At 45.9% G+C, this 18,875-nt stretch carries 13 protein-coding genes; 8 read left to right on the forward strand and 5 right to left on the reverse strand.

Translation table 11 applies throughout. The features are described from left to right. Nucleotides 1–47: 47 nt before the first annotated feature. Genes EMM73_RS01615 through EMM73_RS01625 form a run of 3 tightly spaced genes read right to left on the reverse strand, consistent with a single transcriptional unit; the run spans nucleotide 48 to nucleotide 5,916 of the window. Nucleotides 48–1,472 (reverse strand): efflux transporter outer membrane subunit, encoded by a 1,425-nt coding sequence (locus EMM73_RS01615; RefSeq protein WP_127684717.1) that lies wholly within the window; start codon nucleotides 1,470–1,472, stop codon nucleotides 48–50. Then, nucleotides 1,465–4,650: an efflux RND transporter permease subunit gene (locus EMM73_RS01620; RefSeq protein ID WP_127684718.1), complete on the reverse strand. Its 3,186-nt coding sequence runs from the start codon at nucleotides 4,648–4,650 to the stop codon at nucleotides 1,465–1,467. Before EMM73_RS01620 ends, EMM73_RS01615 begins: the two co-directional genes overlap by 8 nt. 9 nt (nucleotides 4,651–4,659) lie before the next feature. Next, a complete protein-coding gene (locus EMM73_RS01625) occupies nucleotides 4,660–5,916 on the reverse strand; it encodes an efflux RND transporter periplasmic adaptor subunit (RefSeq protein ID WP_127684719.1) in 1,257 nt (418 codons plus the stop codon). 474 nt (nucleotides 5,917–6,390) lie between these two features. Here EMM73_RS01625 and EMM73_RS01630 point away from each other — a divergent pair, with 474 nt between their 5' ends. The 6 genes from EMM73_RS01630 to EMM73_RS01655 all read left to right on the forward strand — a co-directional run bounded on the left by EMM73_RS01630 (nucleotide 6,391) and on the right by EMM73_RS01655 (nucleotide 13,439). Next, complete coding sequence (locus EMM73_RS01630; protein WP_127684720.1) at nucleotides 6,391–7,014, forward strand: TetR/AcrR family transcriptional regulator; 624 nt, start codon at nucleotides 6,391–6,393, stop codon at nucleotides 7,012–7,014. A gap of 1,618 nt (nucleotides 7,015–8,632) precedes the next feature. Beyond that, nucleotides 8,633–8,926, forward strand: a complete 294-nt coding sequence (locus tag EMM73_RS01640) for a hypothetical protein (protein WP_127684722.1) — start codon at nucleotides 8,633–8,635, stop codon at nucleotides 8,924–8,926. Between the two features lie 11 nt (nucleotides 8,927–8,937). Further along, nucleotides 8,938–9,255 (forward strand): S8 family serine peptidase, encoded by a 318-nt coding sequence (locus tag EMM73_RS20500; RefSeq protein ID WP_222422569.1) that lies wholly within the window; start codon nucleotides 8,938–8,940, stop codon nucleotides 9,253–9,255. Between the two features lie 457 nt (nucleotides 9,256–9,712). Then, entirely contained in the window at nucleotides 9,713–11,443 is a 1,731-nt protein-coding gene (locus tag EMM73_RS01645) for a phosphoethanolamine transferase (protein ID WP_186435093.1), read from the forward strand. Nucleotides 11,444–11,655: 212 nt separating this feature from the next. After that, nucleotides 11,656–12,561 (forward strand): porin, encoded by a 906-nt coding sequence (locus EMM73_RS01650; RefSeq protein WP_127684724.1) that lies wholly within the window; start codon nucleotides 11,656–11,658, stop codon nucleotides 12,559–12,561. A 146-nt stretch (nucleotides 12,562–12,707) separates the two neighbouring features. Beyond that, a complete protein-coding gene (locus tag EMM73_RS01655; RefSeq protein ID WP_127684725.1) occupies nucleotides 12,708–13,439 on the forward strand; it encodes a substrate-binding periplasmic protein in 732 nt (243 codons plus the stop codon). Here EMM73_RS01655 and EMM73_RS01660 read toward each other — a convergent pair. Then, complete coding sequence (locus EMM73_RS01660; RefSeq protein ID WP_127684726.1) at nucleotides 13,436–13,846, reverse strand: DUF4440 domain-containing protein; 411 nt, start codon at nucleotides 13,844–13,846, stop codon at nucleotides 13,436–13,438. The two genes, EMM73_RS01655 and EMM73_RS01660, sit on opposite strands and share 4 nt — an antisense overlap. Before the next feature lie 70 nt (nucleotides 13,847–13,916). Here EMM73_RS01660 and soxR point away from each other — a divergent pair, with 70 nt between their 5' ends. Continuing rightward, complete coding sequence (gene soxR / locus EMM73_RS01665) at nucleotides 13,917–14,390, forward strand: redox-sensitive transcriptional activator SoxR (protein ID WP_127684727.1); 474 nt, start codon at nucleotides 13,917–13,919, stop codon at nucleotides 14,388–14,390. Between the two features lie 214 nt (nucleotides 14,391–14,604). Next, nucleotides 14,605–16,080 (forward strand): SulP family inorganic anion transporter, encoded by a 1,476-nt coding sequence (locus EMM73_RS01670; protein ID WP_127684728.1) that lies wholly within the window; start codon nucleotides 14,605–14,607, stop codon nucleotides 16,078–16,080. Nucleotides 16,081–16,136: 56 nt separating this feature from the next. Here the strand turns inward: EMM73_RS01670 and EMM73_RS01675 are convergent, their stop codons facing one another. Then, complete coding sequence (locus EMM73_RS01675; protein WP_127684729.1) at nucleotides 16,137–18,782, reverse strand: TonB-dependent receptor domain-containing protein; 2,646 nt, start codon at nucleotides 18,780–18,782, stop codon at nucleotides 16,137–16,139. Nucleotides 18,783–18,875: the final 93 nt, after the last annotated feature.

Consider the following 18,875-nt stretch of genomic DNA (forward strand, 5'->3'; position numbering starts at 1 on the left):
CCAAAGGTTAATACAGAAGTCAGAGCTGATGCTCCGACTTGTATGCCTTACTTATTGGTCAATGCCAGTTGCTGGGTGCCTTGCTCCAGCTCTATTCCACCGGCAAATGCGCGGTAGATTGCCACTAAACGCTGGAAGCTTTGGGTGGACAATACAGCTTGCTGATCGCGGGCTGCTAACCACTCACGTTCGGCGTCCAGTAAATCCAGAAACTCAATAGTGCCGGCCTCGTATTGAGCACGGGTTAATTGCACCGCCTGTTCAGTCGCTGCCACTTGTTGCTGTGAACTTAATTGCTGTTCACGGCTGGTTCTGTAGCCCTGCAGTGAGGTCTGCATTTGCGCCAGTGCATCAAAGACGGTTTGCTGGAAGCGGGCAAAGGCCATTTGCTGTTCTGCTTCAGCACCACGAATGCGGGACTGAATAGAGCTCAGCTCCGTGGCTTGCCAGCGTAAGCTTGGCGCTATGCTCCAGGCTTCGTTTTGCGAACCCAGGCTCAGGCCTGGGCTGGCAATAAAACCTAAGAAGCCACTGACAGACACTTCAGGGTACAACTCTGCTGTGGCCACCCCTATATCTGCAGTGCTGGCTGCCAGTTCACGTTCGGCAACAGCTACGTCAGTTCTGAACTTTAAGTAGTTGTGTTGATTGGCAAAAGACAAAGGTTTGCTCAGCTCTGGCAAAGCTTCGGCTTTAATGGCAACCGCAAACTGCTCAGCAGGTTGTGCGACTAAAGCCGCCAGGGTGGCGTTCGCCTGAGCTTTAGCAAACTGGAATTGTGGCAAGGTGCTTTGCAACTGATAAATCTGCGCATCGATTCGACTGATTTCCAGATCGGAAGCTACTCCGGCATCACGGCGCGCCAGAATAATCTGCTTGGTGCGACGCAAATTGCCAAGGTTTTGCTCGGCTACAGTGAGGCGCAATTCAGCACCACGGTAGTCGCCATAGCTGGCGGCTACCTGAGCTAACAATTGCACTTTTGCTTCCTGCCAGGCTAGTTCAGCCCCTTGTGCTCTGGCATCAGCGGCTTCTGCGGCGCGGCGCAGCTTGCCAAATAAATCCAAGTCCCAGCTTAAGCTGCCACCCGCATTGGCCTGGCGTTGAATTTGACCGGCATTTTGCGCAGCGCTGTCTGGGTTCTGATTGTTTTGCTGACTGGCTGTGATATCCATACGAGGCCAGCCGTCATTGTCGCTGTCTTCAAAGGCGGCATAAGCACGTTTTACGTTGGCTTCTGCCGCAGCTAAGGTCTGGTTATTCAGCAAGGCTTTTGCTATCAGTTGATCAAGCACTGGGTCATTAAACTGCTGCCACCAGTGTTGGGCTTTATCTGCTGCTTTATATTCCGCAGGCAGTTGCAGCTGGTTGGCTGCCAAAGGCGCTGCGTAGCTTGGGCCTACCGAAGCACAACCAAACAACAGCGATGCCAGTGCCAGACTGATAGCTGTTAAGCGAAGAGTTTTACGCATGATGAGTGTCCTCAGTTACAGTAGCGCTCACAGTGGCAGAGCCTTGCACCAGTTGGCGATCACGGCGTTTGGCCAGAGCGTAATAAAACAGCGGTGTTAAAATCAGACCGAAGATAGTGACACCAATCATACCGGCGAATACCGCTACACCCATGGCCTGACGCATTTCTGCACCCGCACCTGTTGAAAGCACCATAGGTACCACACCCATAATAAAGGCGATGGAGGTCATTAAAATCGGACGCAAACGTAAGCGCGCAGCTTCCAGAATGGCATCCATAGTGTTCATACCATGGTCCTGCAACTCTTTGGCAAATTCGACTATTAAGATGGCGTTTTTGGTCGCAAGCCCCACCAGCACTATCAACCCTATCTGAGTGAAGATGTTGTTATCACCGCCATAGATCCAGACACCCGTCATGGCCGATAACAAGGTCATAGGCACAATCAGGATAATAGCCAGAGGTAAGGTTAAGCTTTCGTACTGAGCGGCCAGCACCATAAACACCAGCAGTATCACCAGCGGGAATACCAGCAGTTCAGCGTTCCCAGCCAGAATTTGCTGATAAGTCAGTTCTGTCCACTCGTAGGTCATGCCTTGAGGTAAAGTTTCAGCCAGAATTTTTTCAATTGCAGCCTGAGCTTCACCTGTACTATAGCCGGGAGCTGGGCCACCGTTGATTTCAGCTGTGGTGTAACCGTTGTAATGCATCACACGATCAGGGCCAGCTGAATGATTGACGGTAATGAATGAACCCAGCGGGATCATTTCACCGGCATTATTGCGCACTTTCAGCTGACGGATTTGTTCAGGGTCCTGACGGAATTGCTCGTCCGCCTGTACATTGACCTGATAAGTCCGGCCAAACTGGTTAAAGTCGTTAACATAAGCCGAGCCCATATAGACTTGCAGCGTCTGGAATATCTCATCCAGATTGACACCTTGTTGTTTGGCTTTGGTACGGTCTATGTCTAAATCCAACTGCGGTACGTTCACCTGATAACTTGAGAACACACCAGCGAGTTCAGGCGTTGCCCAGGCTTTTTGCATCACTTGCATGCTGACAGCAGCCAGTTCTTCATAGCCGAGGTTGGCTCTGTCCTGAATTTGCAGACGGAAACCACCTATGGTGCCTAAACCTTGAACTGGTGGCGGCGGGAATATGGCGATAAAGGCGTCCTGAATGCCGGCAAATTTCTGGTTCAGTGCAGCAGCTATGGCATTGCCTGATAATTCAGCTGAACCACGTTCGCTAAAATCATCCAGACCGACAAAGACTATGCCTGCGCTTGGGCTATTGGTAAAACCATTGATCGACAAGCCAGGGAAGGAAATCGAGTTCGCCACACCAGGATGTTCTGCCGCAATACGGGACATTTCTTTAATCACTGCTTCAGTTCTGTCTAAAGAAGAAGCGTCCGGTAACTGAGCAAAAGCCACTAAGTACTGTTTATCCTGACCTGGCACATAACCTGTAGGGGTTTGCTGGAACTGCACTGCAGTTAAGCCCACTAAGCCAATGTACAGAATACCTATAATGCCGCCAAAGCGAATTACTTTGCGCACCATCAGGCCATAACCTTTGGAGGCTTTGTTAAACAAGCGGTTAAAAGGATCAAATAACCAGCTGCCAAAGGCTTTGTTCAGGCCACGGGTTAAGGCATCAGGCTTAGAGCCGTGAGGTTTTAACAGCAGTGCCGATAAAGCCGGGCTTAACGTCAAAGAGTTCAGCGCCGAGATAAAGGTGGAAATAGTGATAGTTAAGGCAAATTGTTTATAAAACTGGCCTGTTAAACCTGACATAAAAGCGGTAGGAATAAATACGGCAGCCAGCACCAAGGTAGTTGCAACTATAGGGCCTGTCACTTCTTTCATGGCTTTTTGCGTGGCGGCCATAGGAGACAAACCATCAGCAATATTACGCTCAACGTTTTCGACTACCACTATGGCGTCATCCACCACTATACCTATGGCCAATACCAGACCAAACAAAGATAAAGCGTTCAGTGAAAAACCCAGCAGGTGCATAAAGGCAAAGGTACCGACCAGGGACACAGGCACAGCCACTAAAGGAATAATAGAAGCGCGCCAGGTTTGCAGGAATAACACCACCACTAAAACCACCAGCAACACTGCTTCCAGCAAGGTTTTGACGACAGCTTCAATAGAGCCACGCACGAAGACTGTAGGGTCGTAGACGATGTCGTAAGTTAAACCTTCAGGGAAACCTTTGGACAGTTCTGCCATAGTGGTACGCACGTCATCAGAAATCTGAATAGCGTTGGAACCAGAAGCCTGGAAAATTGGAAGAGCTACAGCATCTTTGTTGTTCAACAATGAGCGCAAAGCATAAGACTGAGCACCTAACTCCACACGGCCAATATCACGGATGCGGGTCACTTCGCCGTCTTCACCTACTTTGACGATAATGTCTGCAAATTCCTGCTCTGTGGTTAAACGGCCTTTGACGTTGATCAGAATTTGGAAATCACTGTCACCTGCAGGTTGGGCACCTAAAGAGCCCGCAGCGGCCTGTTGGTTTTGCTCGCGAATAGCAGCTATTACTTGGGCTGGCGATAAACCTACAGCTGATACTTTGTTTGGATCCAGCCATATACGTAAGCTGTATTCGCTGGCACCAAATAAACGCACAGCACCTACACCTTCAATACGGGCTAATTCGTCTTTGACGTTCAGCGCCGCATAATTCGACAAATACAACATATCGTATCTGTCGTCCGGTGAGGTTAAATGCACCACCATGGTTAAGTCTGGTGATGATTTTTCAGTGACTACACCTAAACGTTGCACTTCCTGCGGCAGGCGAGGGCTGGCTCTGTCAACCCGGCTTTGCACTTGCGCCTGAGCACGGTCTACATCTGTGCCTATAGCAAAAGTGATAGTTAAGGTCATACGGCCATCAGAAGTCGCCTGAGAAGACATATACAGCATGTCTTCGACACCGTTAATTTCCTGCTCTAAAGGCGAGGCGACAGTCTCAGCTATGACTTTAGGGTTAGCACCCGGATAGTTAGCCGTCACTACGACTGTAGGTGGCACCACTTCTGGGTATTCAGTGATGGGGAGTTGCCAGACAGCTAAGGCGCCGCCGATAAAAATCAGCAGCGACAGCACAGCGGCAAAGATAGGTCTTTTGATAAAAAATTGCGATAACATAGCCCTTCCTTAACCCTGGTTAGCCGCTTGTTGCACAGAAGCAGCTTGTTCAGCAGCAGCGGTAAGTTCCAGCTTGCTGTCTGCCTCTAACTGCTGTTGCTCTGCTTTTAAAGCGGAAAGTTGTTGTACAGTGGCCATTTCTACCTGCTTAGGCTGAATGGTCATGGCTGGACGAACACGTTGCAGACCGTTTACCACGATCCGATCCGAGGCATTTAAACCAGAGCTTATAATGCGCAGGCCGTTGACCTTTTCACCTAAAGTGACAGGGCGGTATTCCAGTTGGTTTTCGTTATTCACCACCAGGACAAACTTGTTGTTTAAGTCTGTGCCTATGGCTTTGTCGTCAATCAGAATGCCTTGATAGGCACTGCTGCCAACCAGTTTTAAGCGGGCGAATAAACCCGGAATTAATTTGTTATCGAGGTTTTCAAAGCTGGCGCGGGCACGGATGGTTCCGGTCTGGGCATTGATACTGTTGTCGATAAAATCGATGCTACCGACATAACCAAAGTCGCTGTCACCCGCCAGCGCCATATAGACGGTGTTGTGGGCTGTGCGCTGCTCGGCTCTGTTGCCTTCAGCGGCCAGTTGTACATATTTCAGATAGGTTTGTTCGTCGGCATCAAAGTACGCATACATTTTGCTGGTGCTGACTAAAGTGGTCAGTTGGCTACTGCCAGCCTGAACGAAGTTACCAGCCGTGATTTGCGCATAAGAGACACGACCCGAAATAGGGGCTTTGACCTGGGTAAAAGACAAGTCCAGTTCAGCGCGCTGTAATGCGGCTTTAACAGAAGCCACAGTGGCTGCTGATTGCAATTTACGGCTTAAGCGGGTATCCACTGCTTCTTCAGAGATCGCCCGTTGTTTTTTCAAGGCTTCAGCACGACGGTAATCATTGTCGGCCAGTTTTTGCGCTGTTTCAGCATTGGACAATTCAGCTTTTAAGCGCGCTACTTCAGTGGCAAAAGGACGAGCATCAATCTGGAACAGCAAGTCGCCTTGTTTGACTAAAGCGCCTTCAGTGAAAAACACCTGTTCGATATAACCTGATACTCTTGGTACTAAAGTGACGGTTTCAGGCGCCTGTAAGCGACCGGTAAACTCATCCCATTCAGTAATTTTTTCATGTACTACTGTAGCTACATTAACTTCTGGCGCTGCCATAGCGCCTGGAGCTGCAGCTTCCGGCGTGCCACAAGCGGATAACACTAAGGCAGCTATGCTTCCCAGTACAAAGGTTCGGATAGTGTTGTTGCTCATGACGTTTTCCTCGTGCAATTAGGTCAATTTGGGGCAGTAAAGAGATTCGGTTTCAACTTATGTTGTACAAACTAGTTTCATCTGTTAGTTTTGTACTGGTCGGTAAATATATAGAAGTTCAATCCAGAGTCAATCTTTATTTTGTACTGACCGGTAAAAAATGAAGAACCTTTTGAACTGAGCCGAAAAATTTTGGTTATAAGCTGTAGTTTTGTAGGTGAGCAGTACTACTGCCGGAAGCTCTGTTCACGACTTGCAGCATAAAATTTGTGCTGTGTTTACTGAATATCCAAAAACCGCGTCGTATTGCCTAAAACTACCTGGTGTTAAGTAGTCAGAAGCAGGCCTGGCAACTGGTCTGTCAATATCAGTTGCTATTACATACAATAATGTACCGACTGGTAAGTATTCCTTTCTGGACATGTGTCGCCAGGCAGTTTAAGCTAGGCCATCGTTGTTAATCCGGAGTTTGAAATGTCAGCATCAGCGGTTACACCAGCGCCAACAGTGGGACGCCCGCGCGCTTTTGACATGGAAAAAGCCTTACAAAAAGCACTAGAAGTCTTCTGGCGTAAAGGTTACGAAGGCGCATCCTTACCTGATTTATGTGAGGCTATGGGCATCAACAAACCCAGTTTGTATGCCGCTTTTGGCAATAAAGAACAGTTGTTTTTAAAGGCTATTGAGCTGTATGAAAACCGTCCTTGTGCGTTTTTTTATCCGGCGTTGGAAAAAGAAAGCTCTTATGAAGTTGTTAAACATATGCTTTGTGGTGCAGCCAGCACTACAGCTGATCCGGATAATCCGCCAGGTTGTGTCATAGTGCAGGGGGCTTTGGCCTGCAGCGAATCAGCAGCTTTTGTCAAAGAAGCGCTGATTGCAAAACGTCGAGCCGGAGAAGTCGCTTTATACACTCGTCTGGAACAAGCCAAAGCTGACGGCGATTTACCTGATCATTCAGATCCTGCTGCTTTAGCCCGCTATATAGTTGCTGTGCTGCAAGGTATGGCAGTTCAAGCCACCAGTGGAGCAAATTGCGCAGAGTTAAAGCAGGTCGCTGATACTGTATTATCTGCCTGGCCGGGTAAAAGGCCATAATACTTTTATAATAAAACTACTCACATTGATTCAGCTTGAGGGATGTGAGTTTGCCTTTCTAAACTCAAGTTCTTCGTCCTTCCTTCTTTGCTAAAGTTGCTCTTCCTATAAATGCAACTGCATTCGCTTTTGTTTATCTCTGTAGCGAGCCTATTTGGTCTCAGTTGTTGACGATTGTTTTTTTGAGGGTTAACTTGTGTGAATTAATTAACGCAAGGATGTAAATATGAAGTTGTTGGTGTTCGTTTTGTTGCTCGTGCTATCAGGGGCCGCGAATGCCCAGACAGAGAGGGTTTTGTACCTGACTCGTGCTGATTTGTGTATGGATTGTACCGATAGCCAATTGGCTGAAATGGCTTTAAAGCTAAGCCCGGGTTACTCCACCAGTACTACTGAGACTTATGTTTTTTTGGTCGACCCTGTCCGACAAAACTATAAACAAATTATAGTATCCACGGTCGGCAGGCAAAAAGCCGTCAGTGAAATCAGTGCTATGGCAGGGAAAGAACAACAGACTTTTGCTCCTTTAATGCGTTATGGTCAAGGGGTTCAGGCGTTGCAGCAAGCGATAGCTGTATTTCCGCCCGAAACGCTGTTGAATGATGAAAGCTGCGATACAGCATTGGACGCTTATACCGACAAAGCTTGCGAAGGAGAATTGCGAAGCGAGGTTTTAGCTGAAGCGCGAAAGCAGGATATCTTCAATTTCAGGCCTTTTAATTATGCTTACACCCTTGGTGGCGGCACTCAGACTATCAACAGCAGCGTGACGATAAGCGGACAAGGTTCAGATGGCATAGTTAAGGTCACTTTTTATTGGAAAGATGGTTCGAGAACGGTGTTTAATTTTATAGATGAAGTACTGAGCCTTAATCTTGATTTGAGTGTAGATGAAAATGGTGCGCCATTGACAGAAGTGATTGCCAGACTTGAGCGCGTTGATCCGNAAATCCATTAAAAGATACTATTGCTAAACTAGAACGCGATAAGCCCATGTTAGGCATGGTTTGGGGCGATAAGCTGGGAGACCGAATTAGTGTATGGGAAAGATACAAAAGTAAAGGCTGTGCCCTGATGCCTGGTTATAAAGTTGTGCAATTACAAGTGCTTGAATGCAGGATGATTGAGGCTGGTACTGTTGTCGGTCCTGATGGTCAGTCAATACAACAATATGCCGTAGAGTGCACAGAGATGGGCGGGCAGAACATTCAAAGAGTCTACGAATGTCGCTAAAGTCTGATTCAACGACAATAATGCGCCTTCTGGAACAGTTGGCGCTGTAATCTTCCTGGTGAAATAACGTCTCATAATGGTGATCTAGTGCTGCTTCATGCGTGTGGCGCTTTTCTCTCACTGCTATTTACGTTTTAGCTTCCTCCGCTGTACAACAAAGTGACTGGTTTTACTGAGCTATATGGTTCAACTCAAATTATCCTTAAAATACAACTGCATTCGCTTTTGTTTATCTCTGTAGCNCTTATCTCCCACTGCCAGTGTTTAACCATCAATGTTGCGGCAGAGTTTGTTATGCCTTTTCTCAGCTGATGTTCCAGTAATAACTATGTGAATTTATTGAAGTCTGTACGATGGTTATGCCATTTTAACGTCCTATGACAAGATGCTTGGCTGTAATCTGGCTTTTTGCGATATTTTTTATCAGGACCCTCGCAGTATTCAAGGCATCTCCTTTGATGATTTAACGCGTTTTTCTTTTCGCAAAGGCAAAGCTGTGCGCTTTGACGCGGACAATATTGAAGACTGGCTGGCGCAGGCTAAGCAACATTGGTGGCAAAATCCATTCCGGTTATTTGAGGTGGATTTAACGGACTGTCGTTGGTTCTTGCTTTCCAGACAAGTTGCGTCGATGCTTTATATGGCTGGACGCAAAATGGTGGGAATGGTGCTGGCGTAAAAATATTAGACATGGAAAACAGTTTCAATTCAGCTCATGAAAATCTTCCGACTACTTTTGTGCAAATAAAAAACACTGCAGCAGCAACTAAAAATCATGGCACGGCGGTTATGAGTATTCTTGGGGCTAAAAATAACGGATTTGGGCTCACAGGTATCGCTTATGGTGCTTCTCTGGGGTTTTACTGTTGGGGAAGTAACATCGCAAACTCAATTCGGACTGCGGCTGACCGGCTTAGATCTAAGGGGGAGCTTGGTCGTATTATCAGGTCGTTGGGACAGATGCTATGTGTAGTAATTTGCTTACATGGATCTCCAACCCGTCAGTAACTTTTTATAGTGTTTATGTTAACAATGTGTTTTTGAAAAACTCCTCATTAACAACGGCTTACTTGAATGTTGTTGGCTCAGGAGCAACGGCATACGTTAAGACATGCAATGCATCAGGTTGTAGTAGAGAATCAAACACTATTAATTTGGCTTACAGAAATACATGCCTGTAGTATTGATCTATGCGACTAGTTGCATCTGACACTGTTCTTGCCTCCTAGCCTTTGGATGGCAATTATACTGTTTAACACGCTCGTTTTGCTCTGGCCGGAAGTCTCAAATTAGCAATGCTTCATTCTGACGTGATGACCACAGTAGAGATTTGGTTTAGCTTGTAGTTCACTGAGTTTACATTGAAGTCTCCTTCTAACAGTTCTGGTAAAAACTACAAAATACGCTCAAAATCCATTTTTTTAAGACCAAGTGCATGTTGATATTTTGGCCTGGAGGCTTTTTGGTGAATTCGTCGTTGTTACACTCGTTATTCCGTGTGTTTGGCTTGATACTTTTTGCTTTGGTGTTGCTATCTCCCGTCTTACTGCAATGGCCGCAGCAGGATCTGATGCCTTTTTTACAGTGGAAACTGATAGCTGCTGTCTGGTGTTACCTCCTGGTATTGTCGTTATTCCGTTCTTTATGGCCTGGTTTGGTGTTGTTATTGCCTGCAGCCTTGTTGGTACCGCAGGAGGTGTTTTATCTTTTAACTTATCAGAAAAATACCGACGCACATGCTATTGCCATAGTGGCGGAAACCGATCTGAACGAAGCTCTGGGTTATTTGACTGGGGTTGGTGTTTTTTTAGCTGTGATGGTGGCAGCTATTTTGCTGTTGTGGTGGTACCTGGTTCGCAGCGCCTGGCAACGACAGTGGCGCTGGGAAGCCGGAGTACGCCCTTTGGTCTGGCTTATTGGTATTGGTGTGCTGGCGAGTTTGGGCTGGAATGAATGGCAGTATCAGCAAATCAACAAAGCCAAACAACGCAGTAATCCGGAAGAAAATATCTTTGTGCAACGTCCCTTGCCTTATAGTTATGAAAAGTTTCATGCCACTTATCCGCTAAATATCTTGTTGGCTTTGAATGAATTCGTTAGACAAAAACAAGCTGTTGCGGATATTGCTCAGGACCTGGCTTTGTTTAAGTTTTCCGCAAAACAAACCAAAGCGCCTGAGGCTCGGCAAATTTATCTGCTGGTGATAGGGGAAACCTTGAGGCCAGACAGATTGCAGCTCAATGGCTACAACAGAGCCACTACGCCCCGGCTGGCTGGCACAAAAAATGTGATTAGTTTCACAGACATGGTTAGCCCCTGGGCTTGGACCCGCATGTCTGTGCCAGTGATAATTTCACGTAAAAGCCCAGTGGATCAGCGTTATTTTCCGACAGAAACCTCTTTGGTTGCTGCTTTTCAGGAGGCTGGTTTTAACACGGCTTGGTTGTCAACTCAAAGTCCTTTAGGAGTGCATGATTCGTCCATTGCTTTGCATGCCAGTGAGGCCGATCAGGTGCAATATCTGAATCCAGTCGGTTATAAGCAAGAAGGTTTTTACGATGAGATACTCTTGCCTGCTGTTGAACGAGTAGTGCAACAAAACCACACCAGACAGTTGATAGTCTTACACACTTTGGGCAGCCATTTTAGTTACACAGACCGTTACCCTGAATCCTTCGACTTGTTTACTCCCTCGGGTAAAGGACAAGCCATTAGCATGCATGATAAAAAGTCCAAAGTAATGCTCAATAATGCTTATGATAATACTGTGGCCTACACAGACTTTATCCTGTTTAGTCTGATCAAACAGCTGGAGCAAACTCAAAGTATCAGTACTTTATTCTATGTCTCAGACCATGGAGAAAATATTTTTGATGGCCAATGTAACAAAAGCGGTCATGGTCACAATACAGAGCGTGATTACAGAGTTGCAGCTTTGCTCTGGACCTCAGATGCTTACAATCAACAGTATCCTCATAAAAAAGCTCTGGCAGAAAAAAATCGTCAGCAGCCTTTGAGTACAAGCAGTATTTTCCATAGCATGCTTGATCTTGCCGATATTCAGTATCCGGATCAGAAGCTGAGTCTAAGCTGGGTGAATCCTGCTTGGCGCACCTCCCCCCGATTACTCCAGCAGGGGCTTCATTTCGATACAGCAAAAAGAGTGGGTATATGCCAGGAGCTTCAATCCCCTTAAGTTTTGTCATAATATTGTCATCTTATAGTCATAAAATAGACTTCGAAATGTCATGCTTCTGAAGCGTTATCGCCATATTTGCGATAATCCAACACCGAACCATGAATAAATAAATAGGCGCAGCGACTGGACTTCTGCGCCAAATGTCTATAATTCAGCTAACCAGAGCTTCTGTTCTTAGCCCTAAGTCCCTACCTGAAAAGGATAAAATCATGTTTGCAAAAACTTTAATAAGTATTGCATTGGCTTTAAGTTGTGTTACTACCGTCCAGGCACAAAGCTTGGAAATCTACGGAAAAATTAATGTGACAGCACAACAGTCCGATGAAGGCGAAGGATCGTTCGGTGAATTAAAAAGCAACGCCTCTCGTTTTGGTATTCAGGGCGATTATGCGTTGGAAGACGGTTTGACATTGATTTATCAATTGGAATGGGAAGTAGATCCCTCAGATGAAGCCAACGAAAAAAACATTAAGTCCCGCAACCAATTTATTGGCTTGCAGGGTGCATTTGGTACCCTGACGGCTGGTCGTCACGATACTGCGCTGAAAATGTCGCAAGGTAAGGTCGATCAGTTTGGCGACTATGAAGCCGATATCAAAGCTCTGTGGAGGGGCGAGAACCGGATGAGCGATTCAGTTGCATACAGCTCACCTGCTTTTCAGGGCTTTAAGCTGATGCTTAGTTATGTGATGGAAGATGAAGCAGATGCAGAGGATGCTCAGTCTTACGCCTTGGTGTATGGTGATGATAGTTTAAAAGAATCGAGCTGGTACGCCTCTGTTGCGATGGACAGTAAAATTAATGGCTATGATGCAACCCGAGCTACAATACAGTTTAAGATTGCTGAGTTTAAGCTTGGTGCTATGCTGCAACAACAGAAAGAAGTCAACACAGGTAAAAAAGCGGATGGATATTTAGCCAGTGCTGCTTACCCGTTGAATAAATGGGAGCTGAAAGCCCAGTATCAGACTTTGGAAGATGATCAGGGCATATCTTTAGGCACAGATTACAAACTAGGTAAAAACACCAAAGTTTTTGCTTGGTACAGTAGTTTTGATTTTGATAGCAAAACAGACAGCGACTATCTGGCTGTAGGTATAGAACATAAGTTTTGAAGGCAAAGCTGAATTACTAAGGCAGCCAAATGGCTGCCTTTTTATTATCTGAGATAAAAAAACAAGTTTGAGCGTCAAGTGGCTATTTAAATACAAAATGCTTGGTTATGATAATCGCAAAGCAGTAGCGTAATGAGTGGGTTCTGATGTGGAAGTGGGCGTTGTTGCTCTTGCCCTGTCTGACGTGGTCGGCAGAGTCACTAAGAGCTGTAGTCAGTCAAACCAATACTGCACCTTATGCTATTTTCGATGAACACAACAGTCTGGCAGACGGTGTAGCGAAAGACTTGCTGGATGAACTCGCTGTGCGCTTAAAAATGCCGATACTGTATCTTGATTTACCCAGAGGCAGGGTTGTGGAATGGTTAGTCACTGATCAGGCCGATATCAGCTGTTTTCTCAACCCTGAGTGGGTGCCCGCTACTTATAAACTAAACTGGACCCCTATTCTGTTTCATACCCGCCAATACATAATACGGCGGATTGAAGATGGTCCAGTGCGTTCTAATAAAGACTTGTTTCGAAAGCGTATAGGCACGACCAGAGGCTTTAGTTATCCTGAATTGCAGCAATTATTTGTCACTGGATCTTCTGTACGTGATGATGCTGAATCGCTGGAAAAAAACATTCAGCGGCTGGAGCAGGGGAGGATTGATGTCGTTATGACGGTAGATCTGAGTTATGGCCATTATCAACAACATTTTGATACCTCAAAGCTGGCGGCTGATCCGTTATGGGCTGAACCAGCCGCAGTCTATTGTGCGCTCAATCCAAAAAATGCGCTTTTGGTGCAAAAAATTCAACAGCAGCTTAGTTCTATGCAACACCAAAAATTGATTGAGAGGATGCTGCAGCGCTGGAAGCACTCTTCACCTTAGAGTGTATTCCCTGCACAAATCTGCCATTTCGCACCTTGCCGTTTCGCCACATAAAGGGGTGTACAGCTCAGACCCACTTTGTGCTTTCGTCCTCTCTGATACCACTGCTGTTCTGCATTGATTAAAAAAGTATCCAGATCCAACTGCTGCAGGTGCAATAACTCATATATCCAAACCCTGTCCTGGTGCCTGTCTATTAACTGCTGTTGATAGTCTATCAGCTGCGCTGCCCCTGTCAGGCGTTGGCCAAATAAATTGACCAGTACAGCATCTGCACTAAAGCAACTGCTGAATAATGACCAGTTACGCTGATTAATAGCACTTTGCAAAAGCTCTAATAATTGTTCTGCATGCTGTAGGTTGGACTGAACATTTGCTCCAATTCTGTAAACGGCCTGTTCCAGCATAAAAATCCCCTTTTGGTTTAAATTGCGGTTATGCTAAAACCTCAAGTTAGGTTAAGGTCAACAGTTTTTTATGCAGCAACTAAAAACAGTGTTATCAGTGGGTGAAGTGGCAAAACGGACAGGGGTGTCAGTCGCTACTTTGCATTTTTATGAGCAAAAAGGCTTGATCCATAGCCAGCGCAATGCAGGCAACCAGCGCCGTTATTCGAGAGATGTATTACGCCGGGTGGCTATTATCAAAGTAGCGCAACGCACCGGTATTCCGCTGGAGCAAATAGGCAAAGCTTTGTCAGTGCTGCCTGCAGGTCAAAATGCCGACCAGCACCACTGGCAACAGATGTCGGAGCAATGGAAGCTTGAGCTGGATTTACGTATAGCGCAACTGACTGATTTAAGGGATCAGTTAAGTTTGTGCATAGGATGTGGTTGTTTATCTATGGCGCATTGCCCGCTACGTAATCCACAGGATAAGTTGGCAGCACAAGGTGCCGGTGCACATTTTTATCCACTGCCTGGTGAGGTGTTGCCGGAAGAAAATCCCTGACAGAACCATTAAGGTTTAAGTCAAAGGGCTTTTAGGCTAGAATGACGCTGTTTTTTCTGAGTCTCCAAAGCGCTTGCCATAAGGAACTTTGTCGCCGATGTAGTTGTTAAACCGTTTTTTCTATCTGTAAAAGTAAAAACGCAATTTGGGGCGTTACTGCTTTTATGCCGAAAAAAATGCGTTTATTCAGTACTCAAACACCAAGGAATTCCTGATGTTTCAATCGATACGACAGCAATGGCTGTCTAATGTCCGTGGCGATGTATTATCCGCCATCGTGGTTGCTCTGGCGCTTATTCCCGAAGCTATAGCCTTTTCTATTATTGCCGGTGTAGATCCTAAAGTAGGTTTATACGCTTCTTTTGCTATTGCGGTGATCACTGCTTTTGCCGGTGGCCGTCCGGCGATGATTTCTGCAGCTACAGGTGCCATGGCACTGCTGATGATCACGCTAGTTAAAGAACATGGTTTGCAGTATTTACTGCTGGCTACCTTGCTAACGGGTGTGCTGCAAATTCTGTTTGGTTTATGCAAACTTGGCGAGTTGATGCGGTTTGTCTCCCGTTCTGTAGTCACAGGTTTTGTGAATGCCTTGGCTATTCTTATTTTCATGGCACAGTTGCCTGAGCTAACAAATATGACCTGGCACGTGTACGCTATGACAGCTGCGGGCTTAGCTATTATTTATTTGTTTCCTTACGTGACCAAAACTGTGCCTTCTCCTTTGGTCTGTATTGTGGTGTTAACCTCTATTGCGCTGTATTTCCAGATTGATGTTCGTACTGTGTCCGATATGGGCGCCTTGCCTGATAGCCTGCCGATTTTCTTATGGCCCGATGTGCCTTTGACTCTCGAAACGCTGCAGATTATTTTCCCTTATGCTTTGGGTCTGGCGTTAGTTGGTATTCTGGAATCCTTAATGACAGCCACTATTGTCGATGATATGACGGATACCAACAGCAACAAAAACCGCGAATGTATAGGCCAGGGTATTGCCAACATAGGTTCTGGTTTATTGGGCGGTATGGCGGGTTGTGCCATGATTGGCCAGTCAGTTATTAACGTAAAGTCCGGTGGTCGTACGCGTTTATCCACCTTTTTAGCTGGTATTTTACTACTTATTTTTGCAGTGTTTTTAGGCGAATGGGTGGGGATGATCCCTATGGCGGCCTTAGTTGCCGTGATGATTATGGTGTCTATAGGCACCTTTAACTGGCAGTCAGTGCGGGATTTAACTACTAATCCAAAGAGTTCCAGCCTGGTGATGATTATTACTGTATTGGTGGTGGTCTTTACTCACAATCTGGCTTACGGTGTGTTTGTTGGTGTACTGATGAGCGCGTTATTTTTTGCCAATAAAGTTGGGCAATTACTGGCGATACAGTCTGAATTATCAGTGGATGGCCATAGCCGTCGTTATCTGGTTACAGGCCAGGTGTTTTTCACATCGGCTGAACCTTTTGTTGCTGCTTTTGATTTTAAGGAGCCACTTCGTGTTGTGCAGATCGATTTAACTCATGCACACTTTTGGGATATCACTGCCGTCAGCTCGCTGGATAAAGTGATCTTAAAATTCCGTAAAGCTGGTGTTGAGGTTGAAGTGATAGGTCTGAATCATGCCAGTGCAACTTTAGTGGATAAGTTTGCAATTCATAATAAGCCAGAAGCTATAGAACAACTGATGCACTAACAAAAAGGGTCAGAGCTTTGGCTCTGACCCTTTCATCAGTCAAACGAGGATAGTACTTAGTACTTATAGCTAAAGCTTAAACCGTAGCTTTGGCCTTCAACGCGGCGCTGTAACAACTCACCTTGCTGCATAATTTCAACATCTTCATCCAACAGGTTTTTCAGCGACAGTTTCACTGAAGTCGATTCGAACGGCGTGTAAGAGTAGACAAAGTCCAGCGAGTTAAACGGTTGCTCGTAAGCATCATCTTTATCGTTTACACCAGCAAAAGCGATACGCTTACCAAAGACGTTGTAAGTCATAGTGGCGTTGTGCTTATCGTCGTCGGAGTCAAAGCCTAACTGAAAGTTCACCACATGTTTAGAGTGGCCACTTAATGGACGAGTCAAATTGGTCAGGTTAGTACCGGCAAAAGGCTGAATAGTGATTTCAGACTCACTGTAGGTAAAGTTACCAGCCACAAAGAAGTTATCCAGCCAGTTTTTGCCTTCAAACATATTCAATTGTTGCAGGAATTCCGCTTCCACACCGTACACTTCACCTGTGTCGCCGTTACGGAATGACATCAGTAAGTTGCCGTCTGAACCACTTAATTCAATGGATTCAATTGGCTTGTCCAGGTCTTTATAGAACACACCCACACTGTAGTTGCTTTCGTCGTAGTACCACTCTAAACGGGCATCGTAGCTGCTGACATCAGTCGTTTGCAGGCCAGAAAAACCTGTCACTTTAAAGTCGGTCAGAGGGTCGATAAAGAGGACTGGTGTAACTTCACGTAAGTCCGGGCGAACTACTGTATTGCTGTAACCGAAGCGTGCCTGCAAATCTTCACTGACAAACCAGGTTAAAGATAAGGAAGGGTAGAAACCATCTTCTTCTAACGGGAAATCTTCGACATTACCGCTGATTTCGCCATCCCCATTCAGTGGGATAGAAATTTGGCGGAAGTCTTCATAACGTACACCAAAGTTTAAACGCAGCAGGTAGTCATAGTTCATTTCCATACCCACATAAGCTGCATCTATCATTTGTGCTGCTATGTAGTCGTCAGCTTGAGTGGTGACGTTGGAAATCTGGAAACCATTGGCTGTATTGAGGATATTTTCATCAGAAAAAATTTCAGAAAAGCTCTGGCTCAACTGTGCAAGGCTATAACCTACTGTATTGAAGTTAAACAGGTTACTTTCAGATTCACGGGTCCGTTCAAAATAGGAATAGCCACCGTTCAACGTCATCTCTGCTTTACCTAAGGTAAAGGGCAGTTTGGCATTCCAACTGGCATTTTCAGTATTATCTTCCATTTTACCGAAGATATAGTTAACTGCATTCTGGTTGCGACGCAGGAACGAAGTCACAGAACCGTCAGGCTGAATTTCGTTTAAGTACCGATATTCCACTTCACCCGGTGCATCACGTTCAGCTTTAGCGTCAGTGTATTGCCAGTCAAGGCTAATGTCGTATAACCAAGGCAGAAGATGACGACCACGAACCTGATTACTCAGCATGGAGCGCTCTTCATAGCGGATAGATGTATCGGTATTGAAACGGTCTTCCTCATTGACGGTTTCGATGCTGTCACCATTTTTCACTTTTACTTCGTCTTTGGTATCAAGCAAATAAATAGAAGCAGTCTCGAAACGGTGGTTTTCATCCAGCTCTAAACCAAAGTTCAGCATGCCCGACAATTTCACCTGATGTTCTGTACCTTTGATATCGTCGTAAATATTTAACGGCACTAAGTTATCGCCAGAGACAGAAAAGTAACGCTCCTGTTCTTCAATATTTTGCGTGGATCTGTCGTAACTAACGCCAGCCATGACACCAAAAACCGATGAGCCTATATCGAATTTATCGCCAAAAGAGACACTACCATCAAAATCGGGCTTGATACTTTCACGTTGTACGTCGATATCACGATTAAAAGCTAAGCCTAATTCACGCACTATAGTGTTGGCTTGAGCCAGATTGCCAGCGTTAATACCACCTAAAGCTTCGGCAATATTGATTTGGCTGATGGTACCGTATTGATCCAAAGCAGCGCGTAAGTCAGGCGACATAGTACGGGTGCCATCGTCGCTGCCCATCCAGTCATCACCACCACCATTGTAGCTATAGCCTTTATCACTGTTCAGGCTGTTGTAACCAGTACCTACAGACAGGTTAAAACTGCGTTGTAGTGGGATAGAGGCAGTGCGGATATTAACATTACCACCACCAAAAGCAGCTGGTAGTTCAGGCGAATAGGCTTTTTGTACTACTAAACTTTCAATGATACCGGCTGGGAACATATCCAGAGGAATAACGTTCCGGGTCGGATCCGGGCTTGGAACCATGGCGCCGTTTAACAAGGTACTGGAATAACGTTCCCCTAAACCACGCACATAAATAAACTTGTCTTTCACTAAAGTTAAACCTGTTACCCTGCGCAGTGCTGTTGCTGCATTGCTGTCGCCTGCTCTGGAAATTTGCTCCATGCCCAATAATTCTGCGACATAAGGTTGTTCACGGCGCTCTGCAGCAGCGGAAGCGGCTGAACTCATCAGACGGCCTGATACTTCAATGCGTTCAACGGCCTGTTCTTGTTCTGCAGGTTCTGCAGGAGCTTCCTGGGCTGATGCAGGCATAATGCTGGCTGTGGCGGCTAAAGCCAGCAGCACAGAACGGCCAACCTGACTGATTTTAAAACTTTGCTTGCTGCTCATTTGAACTTGGTCCTATCAGCTAATTCGTACATCAATGTGCCGGGCTTATCCAAAGGAGGCCCGGCACTAAGTGAATTCAAAACTGCCAGCAGG

This window comes from Rheinheimera sediminis (assembly GCF_004005375.1).
GTDB lineage: Bacteria > Pseudomonadota > Gammaproteobacteria > Enterobacterales > Alteromonadaceae > Pararheinheimera.

What these genes read in the sequence shown, in the direction of transcription:
- EMM73_RS01615 (WP_127684717.1), bottom strand. Translation starts at nt 1,472, where the DNA reads ATGCGTAAAACTCTTCGCTTAACAGCTATCAGTCTGGCACTGGCATCG.
- EMM73_RS01620 (WP_127684718.1), bottom strand. Translation starts at nt 4,650, where the DNA reads ATGTTATCGCAATTTTTTATCAAAAGACCTATCTTTGCCGCTGTGCTG.
- EMM73_RS01625 (WP_127684719.1), bottom strand. Translation starts at nt 5,916, where the DNA reads ATGAGCAACAACACTATCCGAACCTTTGTACTGGGAAGCATAGCTGCC.
- EMM73_RS01630 (WP_127684720.1), top strand. Translation starts at nt 6,391, where the DNA reads ATGTCAGCATCAGCGGTTACACCAGCGCCAACAGTGGGACGCCCGCGC.
- EMM73_RS01640 (WP_127684722.1), top strand. Translation starts at nt 8,633, where the DNA reads ATGCTTGGCTGTAATCTGGCTTTTTGCGATATTTTTTATCAGGACCCT.
- EMM73_RS20500 (WP_222422569.1), top strand. Translation starts at nt 8,938, where the DNA reads ATGGAAAACAGTTTCAATTCAGCTCATGAAAATCTTCCGACTACTTTT.
- EMM73_RS01650 (WP_127684724.1), top strand. Translation starts at nt 11,656, where the DNA reads ATGTTTGCAAAAACTTTAATAAGTATTGCATTGGCTTTAAGTTGTGTT.
- EMM73_RS01655 (WP_127684725.1), top strand. Translation starts at nt 12,708, where the DNA reads ATGTGGAAGTGGGCGTTGTTGCTCTTGCCCTGTCTGACGTGGTCGGCA.
- EMM73_RS01660 (WP_127684726.1), bottom strand. Translation starts at nt 13,846, where the DNA reads ATGCTGGAACAGGCCGTTTACAGAATTGGAGCAAATGTTCAGTCCAAC.
- soxR (WP_127684727.1), top strand. Translation starts at nt 13,917, where the DNA reads ATGCAGCAACTAAAAACAGTGTTATCAGTGGGTGAAGTGGCAAAACGG.
- EMM73_RS01670 (WP_127684728.1), top strand. Translation starts at nt 14,605, where the DNA reads ATGTTTCAATCGATACGACAGCAATGGCTGTCTAATGTCCGTGGCGAT.
- EMM73_RS01675 (WP_127684729.1), bottom strand. Translation starts at nt 18,782, where the DNA reads ATGAGCAGCAAGCAAAGTTTTAAAATCAGTCAGGTTGGCCGTTCTGTG.